Source organism: Bifidobacteriaceae bacterium (assembly GCA_031281585.1).
GTDB lineage: Bacteria > Actinomycetota > Actinomycetes > Actinomycetales > WQXJ01 > JAIRTF01.
In genome coordinates this window covers 46838-65103 of the sequence record JAITFE010000143.1, presented here as the reverse complement: position 1 = coordinate 65103, position 18266 = coordinate 46838, and the positions used below count along the sequence as shown (strand labels likewise).

Below are 18266 nucleotides of genomic sequence, written 5' to 3'. Positions count from 1 at the left end.
AATGGGGACGGTCCCATCTTCCAAGAATGGAAAATGGGACCGTCCCCATTTCACGTTCCGCCCGGAAAACCGCGCCATTGCGGATACGATTGGAGCGTGGACCAGGTCGAACGGCGGGCTCCGGGCTCCGAACACCGCGGGCGAATCCTAATTGTCGAAGATGAGGCCGAGTTGGCGAACGTGGTGGCTCGCCACCTGGAGGAGGAGGGCTACCAGGTTTCGGTGGCCGGGTCGATCGCGCAAGCGCGGGCGATTCTCCGCGTGCATTCGCAGAACCTTGTGATTCTGGACGTGCTCTTGCCGGACGGCTCGGGTTTCGACCTGGCGCCGGAGATCCGCCGGATGACATCTGTGCCGATCATCTTCGCGACCGCGCTGGGGGAAGACGCCTCGGTTGTGCGCGGGCTGGAGGCGGGCGGGGATGACTACATCACCAAGCCTTTCAACCTGGGCGTGCTGAGCGCGAGGATCAAGTCCCTGCTCAGGCGTTCCGGGGTGGGCGCCCCGGCGCCCATCGAGTTGCCGCCGTTGCGGATCGACCTTTTGGCGGGACAAGCCACCATTGGCGGACGCGATCTGAGGCTCACCGCCACAGAACTCAAGCTGCTGGCCTTATTCGCGACGAATCCGGGGCGAGGGTTCTCCCAATCCGAATTGTTGGAGCTGGTGTGGAACGACACCTCGGGCCTGCCGACCAACACCGTGCGGGTCCACATCTCAAAGCTGCGGCGCAAGATGAACCAAGGCCCCAACCCGCCGTTCGAATTGGTGTTGACGGACGACCACCGCTATGCCTTTCAGCGCCTGACCTTCATGGTCTGACCGGCATCCAGATGGGCCGAGGCGGCGCTCACGGCGAGTCTCAACCCTCAGGGGGCCAGCGGCAACGTGAAGCTGGCGCGCGTCCCGCGCCCAAGTTCGCTCTCAAGCATGAACGCCCCGCCGTGGGCCTCCACAATGTGGCGCACAATGCGCAGGCCCAGGCCCAGCCCGCCGTGCATGGAGCCGGCCGCCACCGGAATCGGGAGGGAAACGGCGGCGCCCTGGTCGCCGCCGGCTGCGTCGTTGCCAATCGCGAGGTCCGCCGCCTCCAAACTGGCCGGGGGTGCGGTCGACGGGAGAACGGCGGCGTTGGCGACGTGAGCGGGGCTGGGAGGCGACGGGAAAGCGGGGCTGGGCTGGTCGGCATCGTCGGCTTGGAGGCGTTCTAGGGCGGCGTTGGGGGCCGGGGGCGAGGGGAGCCGCTTGTATGAGGCGGCGGCCGGTCCCTCGCCTTTGATGGCGGCCTCCACGGCCTCAGGGGACATGCCCTCGCCGGTGTCCTCGACGCTGACGCAGGCAAAGCGCTCGTCTTTGGTGACGGACAGCGTGATGGTGCCGCCCTGAGTGTGGCGGGTGGCGTTGGCGATCAGGTTGACCAGCACTCGGCCCAGCCGGGCGGCGTCGCCGATCACGCGGGGTTGGGCGCCCCCCCTCGCCAACAGCAGCTGGTTTCCGTTCTGAGCGCAGATCGGGGCGCATTCGGCCATAGTGGCCTGGATGACTTGGGCCAGTGAGAGCGGCCGGAGCGACAGCACCAGGCGGCCGTCATTGATGCGGCTGATGTCGAGCAGCTGGGAGACCATCGCGGACAGGGACTCGGCTTGGCTGACTATGATCTCCACGTCTCGCCGCGCCAGTTGCAATGCGGGCGGGGGCTCCGGTATCGCGGCCAGGATGTGCACAACCTCCTGGGCGTGGGTGGACATGATCGCCATGGGGGTCTTGAGCTCGTGCGCAGCCATAGCCAAGAAGGCGTCCTTGTTCTTCCCCGCGTCGACCAGCCGCTCGTTGGAGCCCTCCAATTGCAGAGCCGTGCGCAAGTAGAAGCGGTAGACCGAATGCACCGCCAACGCGATCGCCACGGCGACCGTCGCCAGGCAGATCGGGAGGGTGTCCGCGAGGCGGCTCTCCGGCAACCGGATGACGGACCACGGGTGCGTCATCGAAAACTGCATGCAACCCACGAACACTGAAATCTCAAGGCCCAGCGCCAGGTAAACACGCAGCCCCTGCAGCATGAGCGCGGTCACCGCCACCCCAATGAAGAAGTAGTAGGGGACCGGGCCGTCCACCCCGCCACTAACGAAGAACGCGATCGGGAAGATGATCAAGAAAATCAACACAATCATGGCGATAAACGCGCCCGTGAACCGCCCTGTGTTGCGTATGTGCACCACCGCCACCAGGATCACGACCGGTATAACCAGGTTGATCACCACGGCGGCTGGCCCCAGCGACAGCAGCCCGTTGGCCGTCGCCATGGTCACCGCGCCAACGCTGACCACCGCCGCCAGATTGCGCACCATTGTTGCCAGAGTGGGCTCCCAGGCCGGGTAGACGGTCAGCAGGTTCCGGAGCCCTTGGGCGGCTCGTCGCCGCAGCGGAATCGGTTCGGCTTGTGTTTGGACGGGTAAGGCCATGCCTCTAGCTTGGCGTCCGGCGGCCGGTCCGTCCAGAACACCCGCTCATCACGTCGGCCCGTGACATCTGCCGAAACGACCCTGTGCCATGATTTGCACGCATGCGCCCCCGTGAGACCCGCCCTGAGCGTGTATAGTGACTAAAGCCCCATTGATCGAGCCTGAAATGGACGAATACCATGCGAGCCACAAGACTTTTTCTAAGTGGAATTACCGTAATCGCTGTCGCCGGACTCGTTGGCGCAGCAGCCATCCAAAGCGCAGGGACTGCGCGAGCTGACGGGGGGATTCTGACCGCTGCGGGCGCTCCGTCTGCGGCCACCTCAACAATCGACGTGTTCCCGCGTGGCCCTATCCTCGAAGGCGAGAGCTACGCTCTGGTCGTCACCATCAGGGATCAGTCCGGCCAGCCTGTGGAAGAGGCGGAGGCCGTCCTCGAAATCGGCGGCGAAGACTGCGAAGGCCTGCTTGATGGAGAAGACACGACGTTCACCGCTGAGACCGACGAACTGGGTCAAGGGTGGGTGTGGGTCGAAGCGGAGCAGGTTGGCGTATGCGAGGTGTCAGCGTACATCGGCAATCACCAGTACCTGTCAAATTCGCCCCTGGAAATCGCCTGGGTGGAAGAAGGGGAACTGGTGGCTGATCCGTCAAAGACGACTGTGGTCATCACGCCGTCGAATCCCCCAGGCGACCCGGCCGGTAAGCCGTCGTGGGTTCCCATCAACGGCAGCTACCAGATCGAGGTGAGCGCTTTCGCAGACGACGGAGTCACCCCCGTGCCCGGCGCGCACGTGTTGTTCAATTTCCTTCACGACACCTGGGCCACCCCGTGCCTGGTCGCGGTCAGGCCCGAGGGCAGTGCGACTGCGACCCCGGACTATGAGGTCTTTTGGGGCCGAACGGGCGCCGACGGGAAACTGCGGTTCAGCGTTGAGGGCGATCCGAACTATCCGCCGTCCATGACCCCGACCAAGGTTTGCGTTTTCTGGGTCGACGTGGACGGCGAACCAGTCGAACGGTACGGCGAGGAGGAGGAATCCTATCTGTCGGAGAGCATCTTGGCGTTCCTGTCCGCGCCGGATGTCGAGGCGGAGCGGACCTTCTACAGCGTTTCCGCTGAGGAAGTCGCCGCTGGCGGAACGAACTCCGGCCTGGTGGAAGTGCGGTTCTCGTCTTCGACCGGAGCTCCGGCCCTACCCGACTTGTCCAAGCTGACGGTGTCCGGCCCGGCCGGTTCGGGGCTTGTCTTCGGCGAATTCGCCGAAGTGCCGGAAGAAGAGGAATACGACGAGGGGCGGCCAACCGGCATTTACCAGGCGTCTTTCACCGGCACCAAGGCCGGGAATTGGCCGGTCCAGGTGCTCTACGACAATCAGCCGATCGCCTTGGAGGAAGACGCTAACGCCATAGCGCGGATCACAGGCGGGTCGTCGGAGCCGTCGTTGGATTTGCGTGTGTCGGTGGCTCATCGGTGTATGGGGGGTAAGGCGTTTTTGACGGTGACGGCTTTCAACGACACGGTGGGCGTTCCGGCGAGGTTGACGATTTCGTCGGTTTACGGGGTGAGCGTGTTTGACTCGATCGCGCCGGGGAAGTCGGGTTCTCAGTCGTTCACGACTCGTGTGAAGGAGTACGGGCCGGGTTCGGTGACGGTTTCGGGTGTCGGCTTGGGTTCTAGCGCGTTGACGGGCGAGGTTTCAGCCTCTTATTCGGGGTCTGCGTGCGCGTGAGCGCGCGTGGGTTTGTTTTGGTCCGGGGTTCGTCGGGCCGGGCGTGTGGCGCCGCTGGCGTCCTAGCAGCATACGAAGGGATGTGTTTGGCGTGAGGAAGGTTTTCAGGTTGGCTGCCGCTGGTTTGGGCGGGTTGTTGTTGACGGGTGTGGGTTCGCTGGCGTTCGCGGACACCGAGCAGGACGCGGACGACGTGGCGGTGAAGGCGGAGATCTCGGCGTTGGCGGCGCCGGGGGTGTTGGCGATGAGCGTGGCCGGCACGGAGGTGGCTCTGACGGAGACGGGCTCGCATCCGACTGTGGTGCGGGAGTTCACGGGGAGTTTGCCGGTGGTGACTGTGACCGACAGCCGCGACCCGGCCGCGATCGACCCTGGCGCGTATTGGTATGTGCTGGGTGTGGCGAGCGACTTCGCCGAGACCACTCCCGGCTCCGGGATAGCCCCGATTCCGGCGGCTCAGTTCGGCTGGGAGCCGGTTATCACGGCCGGCGACTCGACGGAGGTGTCCCGCGGCGTGCTGGTGGCCACGTCGCTTGACACCCCGGCGGGGCCGGGTCTGACGGACGGGTCGGATCTTTTGGCGGACGTGGTCGGCTCCTCGGCGGCGCAGGCGCCCGGACAGTGGAAGGCCTCCGCCGGGTTGGTGCTCAAGACCGCCCCGACGGTGCCGGCCGGCTCCTACCAGTCGACACTGACGCTAACCCTGTTCGAATAGGCCGGGGGCAGGTCGGTGCTGACCGGCCCGGCCCGGACGCGCGTCCCCGCTCGGTGGGTCGGCCTGATCGCGCTCGGCGTGGCGTCGCCCTTGTGGGCTTGCCCGGCGCTTGCCGAAGAGGCAGATCCGTCTGCTGGCGAGGACGCGACTGTGAGTTGGTCGGTGGCCCCCTCTGGGGAGTCCGGCCCGGACGGGCGGCGTTGGTTTGAGTTGGATCTGGATCCGGGCGGGAGCGCGACTGAGCGGATAGCGGTGTCGAACTTGTCGGCCGATCGGGACGCCCAGTTCTTGCTGCAGGCGGCGGACGGCTATTTCACGCAGGCGGGTCGGTTCAACATGTTGGCCGACCCGTCGGCGTCGGTGGACGCCGGGACGTGGATTGACGCGCCGGCCACGGTGGAGGTTCCCGCGGGGGAGACGGTGGTCGTGCCGTTCACCATCCGGGTGCCGGCGGACGCCGAGCCCGGAGACCACGCTGCGGGGATCGCCGCGGCATTGGTGTCTTCTAACGCCGGTGCGGACGCGCAGCCGGGGGTTGGCGTGGTGTCGCGGTTCGGGATCAGGGTCATGACGCGAGTGACCGGTGAGCTGGTGCCGGGTCTCAAGGTCGACGCGGTGAACGGGTCGTACGACTTGTCGTGGAATCCGTTCCGGGCCGGCGAGTTGGCGTTGGCGTTTGATTTGACGAACACGGGCAACGCCCGGCTGTACGTGACCGGGCGCGTCGAGGCGGGCGGCGGTAGCGCGTATTGGCCGGCCCCGGACGCGCCGCGGGTCGAGTTGTTGCCGGGCGAGTCGCGCCGCGTCGAGGTGGCGGTGGACGGTGTGTGGCCTTGGTTTTCGGTCGGCGCGGCGGTTCAGGCGGTCCCGGAGGTGCTCTCTTTGGAGGGCGTGGAGCCGCCGGAGCTGGGACCGGTGGGCGCAAAGGCACGCTTTTGGGCGATGCCGTGGCCGCAGTTGGCGGTGTTGGCCGGGGCCGGGTTGATCGTCTGGTCGGCGCTGGCCGGCCGTGCGCGCTCGAGGCGGCGTCTGGCCGCGCTCTTGGAACGCGCCCGCGCCGACGAGCGGGCGAAGGCCGCCCAGGCACAGGCAGGGGCGGAGCCGGGCCCGGAGAACGCGTCAAAGGCGGAGCCGGACCCGGAAAGCGCGTCAAGGGCGGAGCCGGGCCCGGAAAGCGCGTCGAGGACGGGGAAACCCGTCGGGGAGACCGCTGCGGCGGGGAACGGCGGCGCGTCCGCCGCCTCCGGCGCCGAGAAGGCCGTTGAGCGCCCGCCCGTGCAGGGAGGGCCAAAGGCCGGCGGCCCCGGCCGGGTCGGCTGGGCACCGGCGCCCCGAGGAGACGACCGGCGGTGAGAGGGCCAAGGCGTCCGGCGCCGGCCTGTGCGGCCGCCTTGATTGGCCTCGGGTTAGTGTTTGCTGCTGCGGCGTGGGCCGACGCGGCGTTGGCGGAGGACGACCCGGGCGCGGTGGTGGTCGGTGTGGTGATCACCCCCGCCGCCAGCCCGCGCGACTTGTCTCCCACGCCCGCCTCGACCCCTCCGCCCTCCGAACACCCCACCGGCGGCCAGTCGCCGGTGGTGCCGGGCCCGTCGCGGACCGACGCGGGCCGCGACGCGGGCGGGGAACTACCCAACACGGGCTTCGACGCCGCCTTGTGGGCCAGCCTGGCGTTGACCGCTGTCGCCCTCGGCTCCGCCCTGAGCGCATTCGCAAGACGGCGCGCCGGAACGCCACACCACCCCCGCGGCCGTCTTCAGACCTGAACACCTCCACGCACGGCAACTCCCGGTCCCCTAAGTTCGGGTCCAACGTGGGGGCCGCGCTCAAGCCCAAACACCCGGAGGCCAGTTGCTGCCGGGGTCTTGGCCCAACAAACCGGAACCCCTCAGATTTCAGCCGCATTAGGGGTCTTTTATGTGATTAAAGAAATCCGCCACCAGGCCATTGGTCCCAGCCAACCGTCGAAAACCGCCAGCCTACGCGGCTAACGCGAGCATTCTCCCTGGTAAATCCTGTTGAGCCGGCTGGAGGCGCCGCAGCCCCCATGAAATGCCATGGCTTGTCTATTCCCGCCCGGTGCTCCTAGTATCAGGACCAGCAGCGCTGGCGCGGAGTTGACCAAACACGTTCCGGCCCAGTCTTCTCGAAGCAAGTCATCTTGTCCCGTCCCGCCGAATTGCATCGGGTTGGCTCGTGTCGGCGGTGGAAGATGCAGGCGAACTGGCGGAGGGTTCCAACTCCGCCGAACAGGACAAGAACGGACGGGAGGCGGGACAATGGCAAACGAGATTTGGCGGGCCAGGACCAGCCGGGACCGAGGCTTCTCATTGGTCGAACTGTTGATTGTGGTCATCATCATGGGAATCCTGGCGGCGATCGCCATACCGCTGTTCTTGTCACAGCGGGCGAAGGCGGAGGACGCCTCGACCCGCAATGACGTGGTGGTGGTGGGACGGGAACTGGCCACGTATTGGACGGAATACTCCAACCCCCCTACGGTCCTCTTGGTCAGCACGTGGACTGCGGGCGAACGCACTTGGCATCTGCTACCCAACGGAGTGTCGACCATCACCACCTCGAACTTCTACTCGACGTTGATTGCCCCGGTCAGCGACCATGTTGCGATCGATCTAAACGGCAACACGGACAACACCATGTGGAAGGTGAAGGGAACCAGTCGACAGGACTGGTGTTTCTGGGCGTACAACCCGCGTGGCAAGGAAGGCGGATTCTGGGTCACCGCCACGAGCAGCGTTCAGGGCACAGACGGAAGCGCTGCGAACAAGTGCGCATAGTGTGAGCCCGGTCACAAATCTGCGTAGATCTACTTAGCCCTTTGCGTCGTGTGGCACCAGAATTCCTCTCCGAATGAACGCTTCATGCAACATGAATTGTTAACGTCTGGTTACCCCACAGTCCTTTGATTGGCCGAAGGCGGCAGCTTTTCGTAGTTGTACTGCGCGAAACTAGGCCCAAAGTGAACGGCGCTATGGCTCAACGCTTCCGTCGCGGCGACCTTTGGCGGCCCCGCTGGCGCCCCTCGCCCAGTGGTGGGTGCCGAAACAACGCGGCCCGACCTGGCCAAACACCAATTGCCTGAGATCAATCGGTTAGGCCAGAGGCTGGATCCACCTGATCGGTTAGCAGCGTTTTAATGGGATAAACAAAAGCTACTCTAGGACGTTTGTCCCGGATTAGGCTGTTGGGGGGCCAGGGGAACGGCCCCACTTCGATGCGTCTTCGCAGGTCAACAGCCGTTTCGTTGGTTGTCTACGGAACTGGCGGGGCACGGATTGGCAAACTTGCTGAGTTGGCTCAGTGGTGCCTAACATCGAACCAGCACCGCAACCGGGGAAGTGGTCGAAAACGAAATGCACTGTCGGGCTGGGAAAGCCGGGTGGCAGTCGCAAGCTTCGGAGTCGGTCGCAATCCGCGTGGCGGGAGGACCCAGCTCCTCAAAGTCTCCCCAATGGCGGGCCCCGCCATCTGGGTCAGGCCGCAGAAACAAACAAACGGAAGGCAAGACAATGGCCAAGTGGATTTGGCAGAGCAAGAAGGAAAACGACGAAGGCTTCTCGCTGGTCGAGTTGCTGATCGTTGTCATCATCATGGGCATTCTGGCGGCGATCGCCATCCCGCTGTTCCTCTCGCAGAGGGCAAAGGCGGAGGACGCCAAGACTGAAGCCATCGTGGAGACGATGGGCAAGGAACTGGCCGCCTGGTGGACTGGCAACTACTCGGCACCCCACATCCAAATCGAGCCGGCATCAGCCGCTTATCCAGGAATCCACCTCGTTGCGAAGTCCGGCGACCCAGTGGACAAGGACACGCTGGTGACCCCGCTGCCTCCGGGCCTGGCGGATACCATCACAGGCGCGACCGGCTCGGAAGTGAACTGGAGGACTTCTGGTGCCGACAAGACGGATTGGTGCTTCGCCGCGTTCAACAAGAACGGCAAGGTCAAGAGCTATAAGGTGACGGCGACGAAGGGCCTGTTCGGCGAGCAAGAGGCCAGCACCGCTACTGCGATTACTGCCGCGACTTGCCCGTGAGATCACCCTTAGAGCCCGTTGGGGATGCTGCGGGGGAACCCCCGCTCACCACCCACTGTGGCTCCTAGCCGAGTGGTGGGCCGTCCGCGAGACAAACGCGGACGGCCCACTAGCGGTTGTTTCGGCCTTGCAAACGCCTGTACCATTGATCGTGTGTCCGGCCCACATCTATAGTTGATTGAGTTCGCCCGCACGTAGACTTAGAAAACGGTGCCAATCAGAAAGGGGCTGAAGGTGCCACAAGCCGCCCCCCGCCGACCGGTAAGGACGCCCGTCGGCTCTCCGCGCAAGGATGACGGTGCCACCTTGGTGGAAGTGATGGTGTCGGTCATTCTTATCGCGGTTTTCTCCATTGCCGTGATGACGGCCATTACCAGCGGCACCGCCGCCAGCGCCGACAACAGGGCCCGCATCACCGCCGCTGGGCTGGCCCAAAGAGAGCTGGACTATGCGGCGGAACGGATCACCGGCTCACCCAACGGTGCCAATCAGCTCCTGGATCCGGCCGTTAACCCGGCGGTGAACCCGAATTTGCCGGCGTCGATGGACACAGGCCACGCGGTGTACGCCTTTGGTGTGGACGGTCAGCGCTACAAAGTAGTGCGCACGGCGTCCACATATATCACCGAGGTGAATTCGCCTTGTGACCCGAGTGGTTCGGCCACGCAGACCGCCAAGGGCACGCTGGTGACCGTCACCGTTAGCTGGGAGGGTGCCAGCGCGGGCACGCGACCGCATGTCGCGTCGAAGGTCTTCCCGCCCCACAGGAACGCCCCGTCGGCGTTGAGCCCCGGGCAAAGCCAAATCAGCGTCTTCGTAAAGGGCGAAGACCACAGTGGCGCCGGTCCCATCCAGGGCGTACAGGTGGAGGTCACGGGACCGCAGGTGTTGACCGGACCGCAGATAACGAATGCCGCCGGCTGCGCGGTGTTCACGGTGGTGCCCGCGTCGCCGACCGGCTCGGACTACACGGTCACCCTGTTGGGATACCAAGGGGGAAGCTCGTTCGTCTACCCAAATGGCCAGGTTAACCCGAGTCAGCCGGCACCCGTGCAGCCCGGTGCCAACACGTCGGTCAAGTTTGAGGACTACAACGAGGCGGCGAGCCTGACAGTGGTTGTCCCCAACGCGCCAGAATCGGTCCAATTCGTGCAAGCCCGTCCACTGTTCGCGCTCGGTGGCACCGCGCGGCAAGCGAGCCTGGTGGGTGGCGTGGCCACCTTCACCGGCTTGGCGCCGGGCGACTATTCGATTGACATCGGCGGAGTATCCAAGGCGACCGTCACCCTGGTGCCCGGCCCCAACCCGAGCAAGGAGGTGAGCTTGTGAAGCGCTTGGCCTTGCGGCTGGCGGCCAGGCTTCGGCGGCCGGGTGACGACAGGGGCATGTCCTTGACCGAACTGCTCACGGTGCTCCTGATCGGAACAATGGTGCTGGGTCTGGTTGGCATGGTCATGATCTCAATGATGAAACACGACGCGAAGAACCTGATTCGCCAGTCGCGCGTGGACGGCATCAGGCAGACCAGCATCTGGCTGAGCGACGCGCTGAGCTACGCGGCGTTGCCCCGGTCGGCCGGGGCGGGTGACACGGTCTTCGCCGTAGCCGAGCCGCAGGAAATGAAGTTCACAGCGGCTCTGCCGGTCACTGGAGACACCGAGGGCAAGCGTGTCAGCTCCGTGCGGGTGGTGTTGGGCCAGACTTGTTGGGGCTCGCCCGGCGATGATCCAGGGGTGCTTCATCGCTGCGTTCAGTCTCCGAAGATCCTGGCTGACAACTCCTCGGTCTTGTGCACCAAGGGTGCCCCCGATTGCCCCAACAACTTGTTCGAAGACTTGGTGGTGGCGAGCGGGGTCAAGGACACGGACCCCATCTTTACCTACTTCGTGAAAGACGGCGGGGTGCTCAAGCCAGGCGCGCCCAGCGTCTCGGCTTCGGAAATCGGCAATATTGAGGCAGTCGAAATGATGATCACGGTGATCGGGCCGGACAGCGGGAAAGGCAGCGACAAGAGCATTCAGGCGACAGTTTTCAAACGATTCACGGTCGAAGAATGGAAGAAACTCTGATGAGAAGCTATTTGACCCGCCGCGCGCGGCACCGCCGCGGCAGGGACGCAGGCATCACCATGGTGGCCGTGCTGGCCTCCTTCACCATCCTGACCGTGATCGTGTTGGGCTCGTTGGCTTATCTGGCGGCCTCGACGAAGGCGTCGCGCTTCGAGCAGGACAACGATCTGGCGCTGGCTGCGGCACAGTCCGGAGTGAACGACTTGCTCGCCCGTTTGCGTGAGAACCCTGATTACCTGAACGAAGTGGCGGCGACGAAAACCCTGGATACCGGCTACTGCAGGAACCCGGCCGTGGGTGGAAAGAACACGGGAGCATCCGCCGAGCAGGACCACTTCGCGACTGATTGCGGCTGGACGGAGGAATACGCGAGATTCTACAAGTACGACGACTCCAGCGCACAGGCGTCGCAAGAATTCCACTACACTGTGCTTGACTATAGCGCCATTCCGATGAGCGCTGAGGTGCTGTCGACGGGGAGGTCCCAGGGCGTGGTGCGTTCGGTCAAGGCGCGTATCGAGCGTGCCAGTTCCAAACAGTACCTCTATCTGTCGGACTACGAACTCGTTGACCCGTCAGATTACACGGCCTATCCCACCCGTGGCGCCAACATGAATGTGTGCGGTGCCGGGTACCCGTCGGCCACCACTCTTGCCGAGCTGGGCTACAAGTACCAGGTTGACGCGGGCACCAGACCGGCCAGGCAGGATCGAACCGACGAGGGCTACCCGCGGGATTGCCTGGAGCCGAGTTTTAGAGAGTGGGACTACCTGGACGGCCCGGTTCACTCGAATGACACGATCAAGTCGAACGGGGCGCATTTCCTGAGCGACTTCACCACATCCGACACGCGTTGCGTAGCCGATGCGAGCGTGCCATCCACTTGGAATACTTGCGTCAATGGCAGCGCTGATTTTCACGTGCCTCCCAGTATCGCGGAGAGAGAGTTCTTGCCCGAACTTCCGCCCAAGTCTGATCCGGCTGTGCTCGACGAGATCGCCAACCGCGGTTGCGCTTACGACGGTCCCACTAGGATCATCTTCAAGAACGACGGCACAATGACGGTGTGGTCCAGGTACACGGACAACCCCGATGCGGCAACGACGGGTCGGTGTGGCACCGCCGCGGAGCTTGACGCGGGGGTCACGTTGCCAATCCCCGACGGCAGTTTGATTTACGTGCGTGATCTAGACGCGGCGGCCCACCCTGACCTGTCAAAGAAAATCGAACACGGCGCGATCGGCGGTCCAAGCGGACAGGAGCTGCCGCTGGGCAGCTACGTCGAGGCCTACGACGACTTGTGGGCACCTGCGGCGAACTCAACCTATGAGATCGAGTTGGCAATGAAGATGGAGGACATGTACGCGAACCAAGGCAATCTCTGGGTGGAAGGGGAAGTGAAGGGCACCATCACAATGTGGGCGGATTCGTCAGTCGTCATCACGGGGGACCTCACCACTGTCAATGACGCCGAGGACTTGATCGGTGTGATGGCATCCGAATCGGTGCAAATCTACAATCCCGTGCTGGAGAAGTACGCCGCCTCCCCATACCCTGGCGATCCCAACAAGTTCATTTGGCAGGTGCCTTCGGCACCAGAGCGCGCCTCGGGCTGGCCGACAGGCGATTTGCGGATCGAAGCCGCCATCATCGCCGGGACTGGCAGCTTCCGTCTGCAGAACTGGAAATACGGCGGATATCTCGGCACGCTCACCGTGGTTGGATCGATTGCGCAAAACTTCCGCGGGGTGATGGCGGAAGAGACTGCGGGGGCCTCGACCACCCCGCTCAACGGCTACGCCAAGCAGTACAAGTACAACGAGAAGCTGAATGAGAAACGACCGCTTCTGTTTGAGCCCTTGCAGAGCGGCACATGGGTGATCGCCTACCAGGAGAAGGCGATTCCCAGCGCGTTCGTTGAGAAGGCCCCGTAAGTGACCCTTGAAACGCTCGACGCAATCGCCAAAGGGGTCGCGGGTGGTCTGCTGGGACTGGTCATCGGCTCCTTCTTGACGGTCGTCATCACTCGTGTGCCAGAGGGGGCCAGCCTGTGGCCGCGTTCGGCCTGCCCAAAATGCGGTCAACAGGTGACGGCCAGAGACAACATTCCGCTGTTGTCCTGGCTGATCCTGCGGGGACGCTGCCGTTCGTGCGGCGAGCCGATCTCGAAGCTATACCCATTGGTGGAGGCCTCGACGGCGGCGCTGTTTGCGTTGGTGGCGTTGCTTGTTCAGCCATTCGCCGCCGTTCCGGCCTACCTGTATGCCGCCGCGATCGCGGTTGCGCTGACAGCGATCGACGCTAGAACTGGGCGGCTCCCTGATGCCATAGTGAAGCCGTCTTATCCGGTGCTGGCGGTTCTGCTCGCCTTCGGCAGTTGGCTGTCAGGCGATTGGCCGGCCTTGCTCCGGGCTGGGATCGGCGGCCTCGGTCTAATGGCGGTTTACGGTGTTGTGCACTTCGTAAAGCCCCAAGGCATGGGATGGGGCGATGTCAAGCTGGCGGGACTGATCGGCCTGGTTTTGGCCTACCAAGGCTGGGGCCCGCTGGCGGTTGGGGCGTTCGGCGCGTTCTTGCTTGGCGCGGTGTGGGGAATTGGCGTGATGATCAAGACTCACGGAGGGCGGCGCACCGCTATTCCGTTCGGCCCTTGGATGTGCGCTGGAGCGGCATTGGGCTGCGCGGTCGGTGGACCCGTGTGGGACCTGTATCGTCAATTGATGCAGGTTTGAAGATTTAGACAGGTCGGATTACTAGAAAGGCGATGCGATGGCGAGAACCCAAGTCGTTGGGCTGGACATTGGCGACACCCAGTTGCGGGCCGTCGAGTTAGCTTTCGATACCGGCAATCCGCTCGGCTCTGCGGCGATCCAACGCTACGCCGAGGTCGATTTGGTGCCCGATGCCGTCCGGGACGGTGAGGTTGTTCGGGTCGCTGACGTGTCCGCCGCCCTCAAGAACCTTTGGAACGCGCAGCGTTTCGCGAGCAAAGATGTGGTCATCGGGCTGGGCGGGCAAAGAGTTGTGGTGCGCGATGCGACGCTGCCCTCGGCTCCGCTTGCATCACTCCGTCTTGCCCTGCCGTTCACGGTTCAAGACCTGATCATGGTGCCGGTCGATGAATGCCAACTCGACTTTTATCCACTCGTAGAGGCGGAGGGCCAGGTCAGCGGCCTGCTGGTGGCGGCCCCTAACGAGACGATCGAGCACAACGTGGACGCCGTCTTGGCGGCGGGGCTGCGGCCCGTTCGGGTCGATCTGGCGGCCTTCGCTTTGGTGCGTGCTTTGGCGCGGGGACAGTTCCAACACTCCATTGTCGGCCTGGTGGACGTCGGCGCGGATATGACAACAGTGGTTGTGGCCCAAAATGGCGAGCCCGCGATAATGCGGATTTTGCCGACAGGTGGCAGACTGATTACTGACCAGATCGCGCGGACCATAGCGATCCCAGAACCGCACGCGGAACGATTGAAGATTGAAGTGGCTTTGATGAACCCAGGCGAAGGCAACGAGCAGGCCCACGGGGCCTTTGCCGTGATCGCCGAGAAGTGCCAGGCGTTGGTGGAACAGGTTGCCAGGACGTTCTCCTTCTACAGCCAGTCTTCTGGACACGCGGTCGAGCACGTGGTCATCTCGGGTCGGGGAGGCATGTTGAACGGACTGGGCCAGTACATTTCAACGGCGCTCAGGCTGCCGGCTTCCTTCTCGGCTCTGGACTCGAACTTCACGGTCGAACGTTCTGCCAAGGCGATGACGCCTGAACAGCGGATGTCGCTACCCGTGGCGGTGGGCCTGGCGATGGGAGGGGCGGCATGAGCAAGAACCCACCCACCGCGCCCGGCGTCGGCTTGGGCAGCGCCATGGCGACACGGCCACGGGTCCCGGCGGTCAATCTTCTGCCGGCCTATGTGGCCAACCGCCAAGCCGGGCGGGCCCTTCAGGTCAAGGCGCTAGTCGCTCTGGCGCTGGTCGTCTTGGTCTTGGTCGCTGGATATGTTGGCGTCAGCATCTGGAAAGGCGCCGCTGACTCGCGGCTCGCCAAAGCCGAATCGGAGGCCCAGCGCTTGGCCGAGGAGAAGGAGCAGTACGCGGAGGTCATCAAGATCAACGAAGAGTTGAAAGCGACCGGGGACGCCCTTATGGTGGCTGTGTCATACGAGATCCGTTGGCCCGAATTGATTTACGCCATGTTCGACAACGTGCCGGATGGCTCCGTCGTTTCCAGCATTACGCTCCAGGGCATGTCGGCTGGCAAGACAATGAGCAGTTCAGGAAATGTCTTGGCGCCCGCCGCCATCGGCTCGGCCACCATCATGTTGGATGTGCCGGACATGCCTGGCGTGTCAGCCTGGGTGCGCGGTTTCAACTCTATTCCCGGCCTGGAATTCGGCACCTACAGCGCCGCCACCAAGCGAGAGACTCCGAGAGGCGAGGTCTGGACGGCGACGTGCTCGGCCCAAATCAACCTGGTGGGTTTGGTCGGCAACGAACTGTTCCCGAAGGATTTCCAAGAGTGGCTACTGACCGCCCAAGCTCAGGGAGCCGGGACCACAACGGAGGAAGGGAAGACGGACTGATGAGAGGCAACCAGCGATCTACGGCAATACTGGCGCTAGTCGCGCTGCTGGCCCTGGCATTGGCCGTGGGCACGTACTTCCTGCTCTACGCTCCCGCGTTGGAAGCGCGGAGCGAGGCCATCACCAAGGCCGAAGACGCCGAGTCTGAAAACGAGCAGGCACAGGCCGAACTCAACAAGCTGGCCGAAGACGCTAAACACCTTGACGAGAAGAAGGCAGAGCTTGAGGCGAAAAGGAGCCAGTTCCCAACCGATCTTGAGCTCGCCGAGTTCACTGACGACCTGTGGAACCTCGCACAGGAATCGGGGGCCACGGTCAAGTCTGTGGCGAGCGACATGCCGGTTGCGGTAACCGTGGCCGCTCCGTTGCCCAAGGGACCAGACAGCCAAGAAGCGCCGGTAGTGCCCCAACCCCCGGCAAACCTCTACCAATACAAGTTCACAATTGAGATTGAGGGTGTGCTGGAACAGACGCAGAAGTTCCTCGCGATGCTGCAGGCAGACGAGGGCCGTCTATTTTCGGTCACAGATGTGCAGATGACAGGCGATTCGGAGACGGCGGACGCCAACGGGCTGACCAACGTCGCCGAGTATACGATCATTGGGTACACCTACGCCCTTGTACCGGCAGACAAAATACCCGACTCTTCGACTGAGGGAGGGAGCAATGGCTAACAACAAGGTCCGCACCGGCCGAGCCCTGCGGGCGCAAAGAATCTGGACCGTGATTGCCACCACGACGGCGGTGGGTGCCTTGGTGGTGACGACTATCGGCGGCGCCGAAACCGGTGCCCAAGCCGCACGGGCACCGGAGGCGTTGACGCCGGTTATCCAGCCGGCCGTGCTGCCGAAGACAACTGCTGTCACCGGTGAGTCGCGGAAGGACCGCCGCACGCTGCAGGCGGGCGTCACCATCCTGGACGGCGAGTTGTACCTGTGGGGTTGGGGCGTGTGCGGAGCGCTGGGCGTCAAAGGCTCGCGCGACGACGCGTCCTGCCTGTCCACAGATTGGGGCGAGCCGGACAACCGAGCTCCCACGACGGTCGAGGGTTTGCCCTCCAAGGCCATCAAGGAAGTGACCGGAGGCATCTACAACTTCAACGCCGTCGACACGGCCGGCTACGTTTGGGGCTGGGGTTCATACGCGAATCGCGACGGCACCGGTGGTTCGAACGCCGTCAGGAACTCGGACACGGGTAACGCGAAGTACGGCAAGGCCACCGGCGCCTCCTGGCCTCCGCAGAGACTGCGGATCGGCGCGGCTTGGGATGACAGCTGCTGGGGCAAGGACGCGAAGGGCAAGGCCGTCATCAAGGAGAACTGCGGCAAGCCGTTGCTGGGTCAGAATGATCCTGTGGAGCTCCTGTCGAGTACGGAAATGAGCGGCGCTGCTGTCACCAAGAGTGGCCTGATTTACTCCTGGGGCGGCTACAACTACGGAGGCGTCGGCACGGGAGACCTCACCGACCTGACCGACGGCAAGAACAGGTGGGGAGCGGTGCAGGTGCGGTTCCCGGCGGACTTCGATGTGACGGTAGAGGGCAACCAGCCGGACCAACTTGAAGGCGGCTACCAGACGTATTGGGTGATGCTGAAAAACGGTCAGGTTTGGTACTTCGGCGGCAACGCGAGCGGAACCCTGGGATCACCATGGGAGCGCGCGGAAGGCGACCACCCAGCCGAGTATTCGGGCAGGCCCGGCGTCAACTACAACGACTACCCCGAGGGCGAAGGCCAGATCGCGGTGAAATCGGTGGCGTTGGAGCCATGGTTCCGGGAGAACAGCCCCAGCGAATACATCGTCCAAGTCCACTCGGGAATCGGTTTTGGGGCGGCGCTCTTGTCCACCGGCCGGATGCTGACATGGGGCCGGAACGACGGAAAAATCGAAGACGGCACAGTCAATGACTGGGGAGCCGTCGGGCGGCGCTGCGCCGAGACGACCACAGCTGCCAGAGATCACTGCTACCGCTCGCCAGGGTTTGTCCAATGGGATGGCACCCCGCCCAACATTGTGCAGTTCTCCTGTTCGTTCACCGCCGTGACCGCTTTGGCTGACGACGGCACGCTGTACGGCTGGGGCGCTCCGGTGCGAAGCTATGAAGGCTATCCAAGCAAGATCGAGGGTTCCACAGGCAGAGGCTCAGAGGTGTTTGAGATCGTCTCCTCCTACAAGAGTCCCGATCCGGGCGCCATCATCGTTGTGGCCCGGAACGTCAAGGATTTCCAGACCGGTCAAGGCTTCGTGATTTGGTGGGACACCTACGGCAAGCAATGGGGCCGCGGCTGGCACGAGCACGGATCGCTGGGACATCACGGCGGGAACTGGGGACGTCCAGGCTTCTTCAATGAGACCCGCACACGCTGGGTCTGGTTCAGCGAGCCGCAGTACGAGGACTGCCAGTACAGTGACCAGAAGTCCCCTGGCTACACGAAATGGACCAGTGACGACCAGGTCATGTTTAAGGACACCGGCACGTTGCCCAAGAACAAGTACAACGGCGTCGACTACTACTGCATGGACCTGAACCAGAAGAGTGCCTCGGGCAAATGGCTGAAGCGCTTCAGCCTTGAGGAGTGCTTGGAAGGTCTATGCGAAGGGCCTTAGGACGGGAACGACCTGATCCGACTACAGATTCGTCCACAACGCCTGTGAACG

15 protein-coding genes and 2 pseudogenes are annotated in these 18266 nt (G+C 63.7%); 15 read left to right on the top strand and 2 right to left on the bottom strand.

Annotated elements, in window-relative coordinates:
- Positions 1-96 precede the first annotated feature (96 nt).
- A complete protein-coding gene (locus LBC97_15345; protein ID MDR2567402.1) occupies positions 97-822 on the top strand; it encodes a response regulator transcription factor in 726 nt (241 codons plus the stop codon).
- Between the two features lie 47 nt (positions 823-869).
- On the opposite strand, the pseudogene LBC97_15340 reads toward LBC97_15345, so the two are convergent.
- Together LBC97_15340 and LBC97_15335 are read right to left on the bottom strand one after the other, a co-directional pair.
- Positions 870-995 (bottom strand): annotated as a pseudogene (locus LBC97_15340) (cell wall metabolism sensor histidine kinase WalK).
- A gap of 291 nt (positions 996-1286) precedes the next feature.
- Positions 1287-1985 (bottom strand): annotated as a pseudogene (locus LBC97_15335) (HAMP domain-containing histidine kinase).
- Between the two features lie 812 nt (positions 1986-2797).
- Here LBC97_15335 and LBC97_15330 point away from each other — a divergent pair.
- From LBC97_15330 to LBC97_15265, 14 genes are all read left to right on the top strand, one after another.
- Positions 2798-4195: a hypothetical protein gene (locus tag LBC97_15330; protein ID MDR2567401.1), complete on the top strand. Its 1398-nt coding sequence runs from the start codon at positions 2798-2800 to the stop codon at positions 4193-4195.
- Between the two features lie 91 nt (positions 4196-4286).
- Positions 4287-4910, top strand: a complete 624-nt coding sequence (locus tag LBC97_15325; GenBank protein ID MDR2567400.1) for a hypothetical protein — start codon at positions 4287-4289, stop codon at positions 4908-4910.
- A 15-nt stretch (positions 4911-4925) separates the two neighbouring features.
- Positions 4926-6263 (top strand): hypothetical protein, encoded by a 1338-nt coding sequence (locus LBC97_15320; protein ID MDR2567399.1) that lies wholly within the window; start codon positions 4926-4928, stop codon positions 6261-6263.
- Between the two features lie 56 nt (positions 6264-6319).
- Positions 6320-6673: an LPXTG cell wall anchor domain-containing protein gene (locus LBC97_15315; protein MDR2567398.1), complete on the top strand. Its 354-nt coding sequence runs from the start codon at positions 6320-6322 to the stop codon at positions 6671-6673.
- 513 nt (positions 6674-7186) lie between these two features.
- A complete protein-coding gene (locus LBC97_15310) occupies positions 7187-7705 on the top strand; it encodes a type II secretion system GspH family protein (GenBank protein MDR2567397.1) in 519 nt (172 codons plus the stop codon).
- A 732-nt stretch (positions 7706-8437) separates the two neighbouring features.
- On the top strand, positions 8438-8962 hold the full coding sequence (locus tag LBC97_15305) for a type II secretion system GspH family protein (GenBank protein ID MDR2567396.1): 525 nt from the start codon (positions 8438-8440) through the stop codon (positions 8960-8962).
- Positions 8963-9268: 306 nt separating this feature from the next.
- Positions 9269-10291: a hypothetical protein gene (locus LBC97_15300; protein ID MDR2567395.1), complete on the top strand. Its 1023-nt coding sequence runs from the start codon at positions 9269-9271 to the stop codon at positions 10289-10291.
- Entirely contained in the window at positions 10288-11031 is a 744-nt protein-coding gene (locus LBC97_15295) for a hypothetical protein (GenBank protein ID MDR2567394.1), read from the top strand. Before LBC97_15300 ends, LBC97_15295 begins: the two co-directional genes overlap by 4 nt.
- Positions 11016-12965: a hypothetical protein gene (locus tag LBC97_15290; GenBank protein MDR2567393.1), complete on the top strand. Its 1950-nt coding sequence runs from the start codon at positions 11016-11018 to the stop codon at positions 12963-12965. Before LBC97_15295 ends, LBC97_15290 begins: the two co-directional genes overlap by 16 nt.
- Positions 12966-13763 carry a prepilin peptidase gene (locus LBC97_15285; protein MDR2567392.1) on the top strand — a complete coding sequence of 266 codons (798 nt, stop codon included), beginning with the start codon at positions 12966-12968 and terminating at the stop codon, positions 13761-13763.
- Positions 13764-13800: 37 nt separating this feature from the next.
- On the top strand, positions 13801-14847 hold the full coding sequence (locus tag LBC97_15280; GenBank protein MDR2567391.1) for a pilus assembly protein PilM: 1047 nt from the start codon (positions 13801-13803) through the stop codon (positions 14845-14847).
- A complete protein-coding gene (locus LBC97_15275; GenBank protein MDR2567390.1) occupies positions 14844-15608 on the top strand; it encodes a hypothetical protein in 765 nt (254 codons plus the stop codon). Before LBC97_15280 ends, LBC97_15275 begins: the two co-directional genes overlap by 4 nt.
- Positions 15608-16282 carry a DUF2730 domain-containing protein gene (locus LBC97_15270; GenBank protein MDR2567389.1) on the top strand — a complete coding sequence of 225 codons (675 nt, stop codon included), beginning with the start codon at positions 15608-15610 and terminating at the stop codon, positions 16280-16282. The genes LBC97_15275 and LBC97_15270 overlap by 1 nt, the downstream gene beginning before the upstream one ends.
- Positions 16275-18215, top strand: coding sequence for a hypothetical protein (locus LBC97_15265; GenBank protein MDR2567388.1), 1941 nt, complete (start codon positions 16275-16277; stop codon positions 18213-18215). The genes LBC97_15270 and LBC97_15265 overlap by 8 nt, the downstream gene beginning before the upstream one ends.
- The last annotated feature ends 51 nt before the right edge of the window (positions 18216-18266 follow it).

Coding starts and splice junctions, on each gene's coding strand:
- LBC97_15310 (MDR2567397.1), top strand. CDS start 7,187: ATGGCAAACGAGATTTGGCGGGCCAGGACCAGCCGGGACCGAGGCTTC.
- LBC97_15305 (MDR2567396.1), top strand. CDS start 8,438: ATGGCCAAGTGGATTTGGCAGAGCAAGAAGGAAAACGACGAAGGCTTC.
- LBC97_15290 (MDR2567393.1), top strand. CDS start 11,016: ATGGAAGAAACTCTGATGAGAAGCTATTTGACCCGCCGCGCGCGGCAC.
- LBC97_15280 (MDR2567391.1), top strand. CDS start 13,801: ATGGCGAGAACCCAAGTCGTTGGGCTGGACATTGGCGACACCCAGTTG.
- LBC97_15275 (MDR2567390.1), top strand. CDS start 14,844: ATGAGCAAGAACCCACCCACCGCGCCCGGCGTCGGCTTGGGCAGCGCC.
- LBC97_15270 (MDR2567389.1), top strand. CDS start 15,608: ATGAGAGGCAACCAGCGATCTACGGCAATACTGGCGCTAGTCGCGCTG.
- LBC97_15265 (MDR2567388.1), top strand. CDS start 16,275: ATGGCTAACAACAAGGTCCGCACCGGCCGAGCCCTGCGGGCGCAAAGA.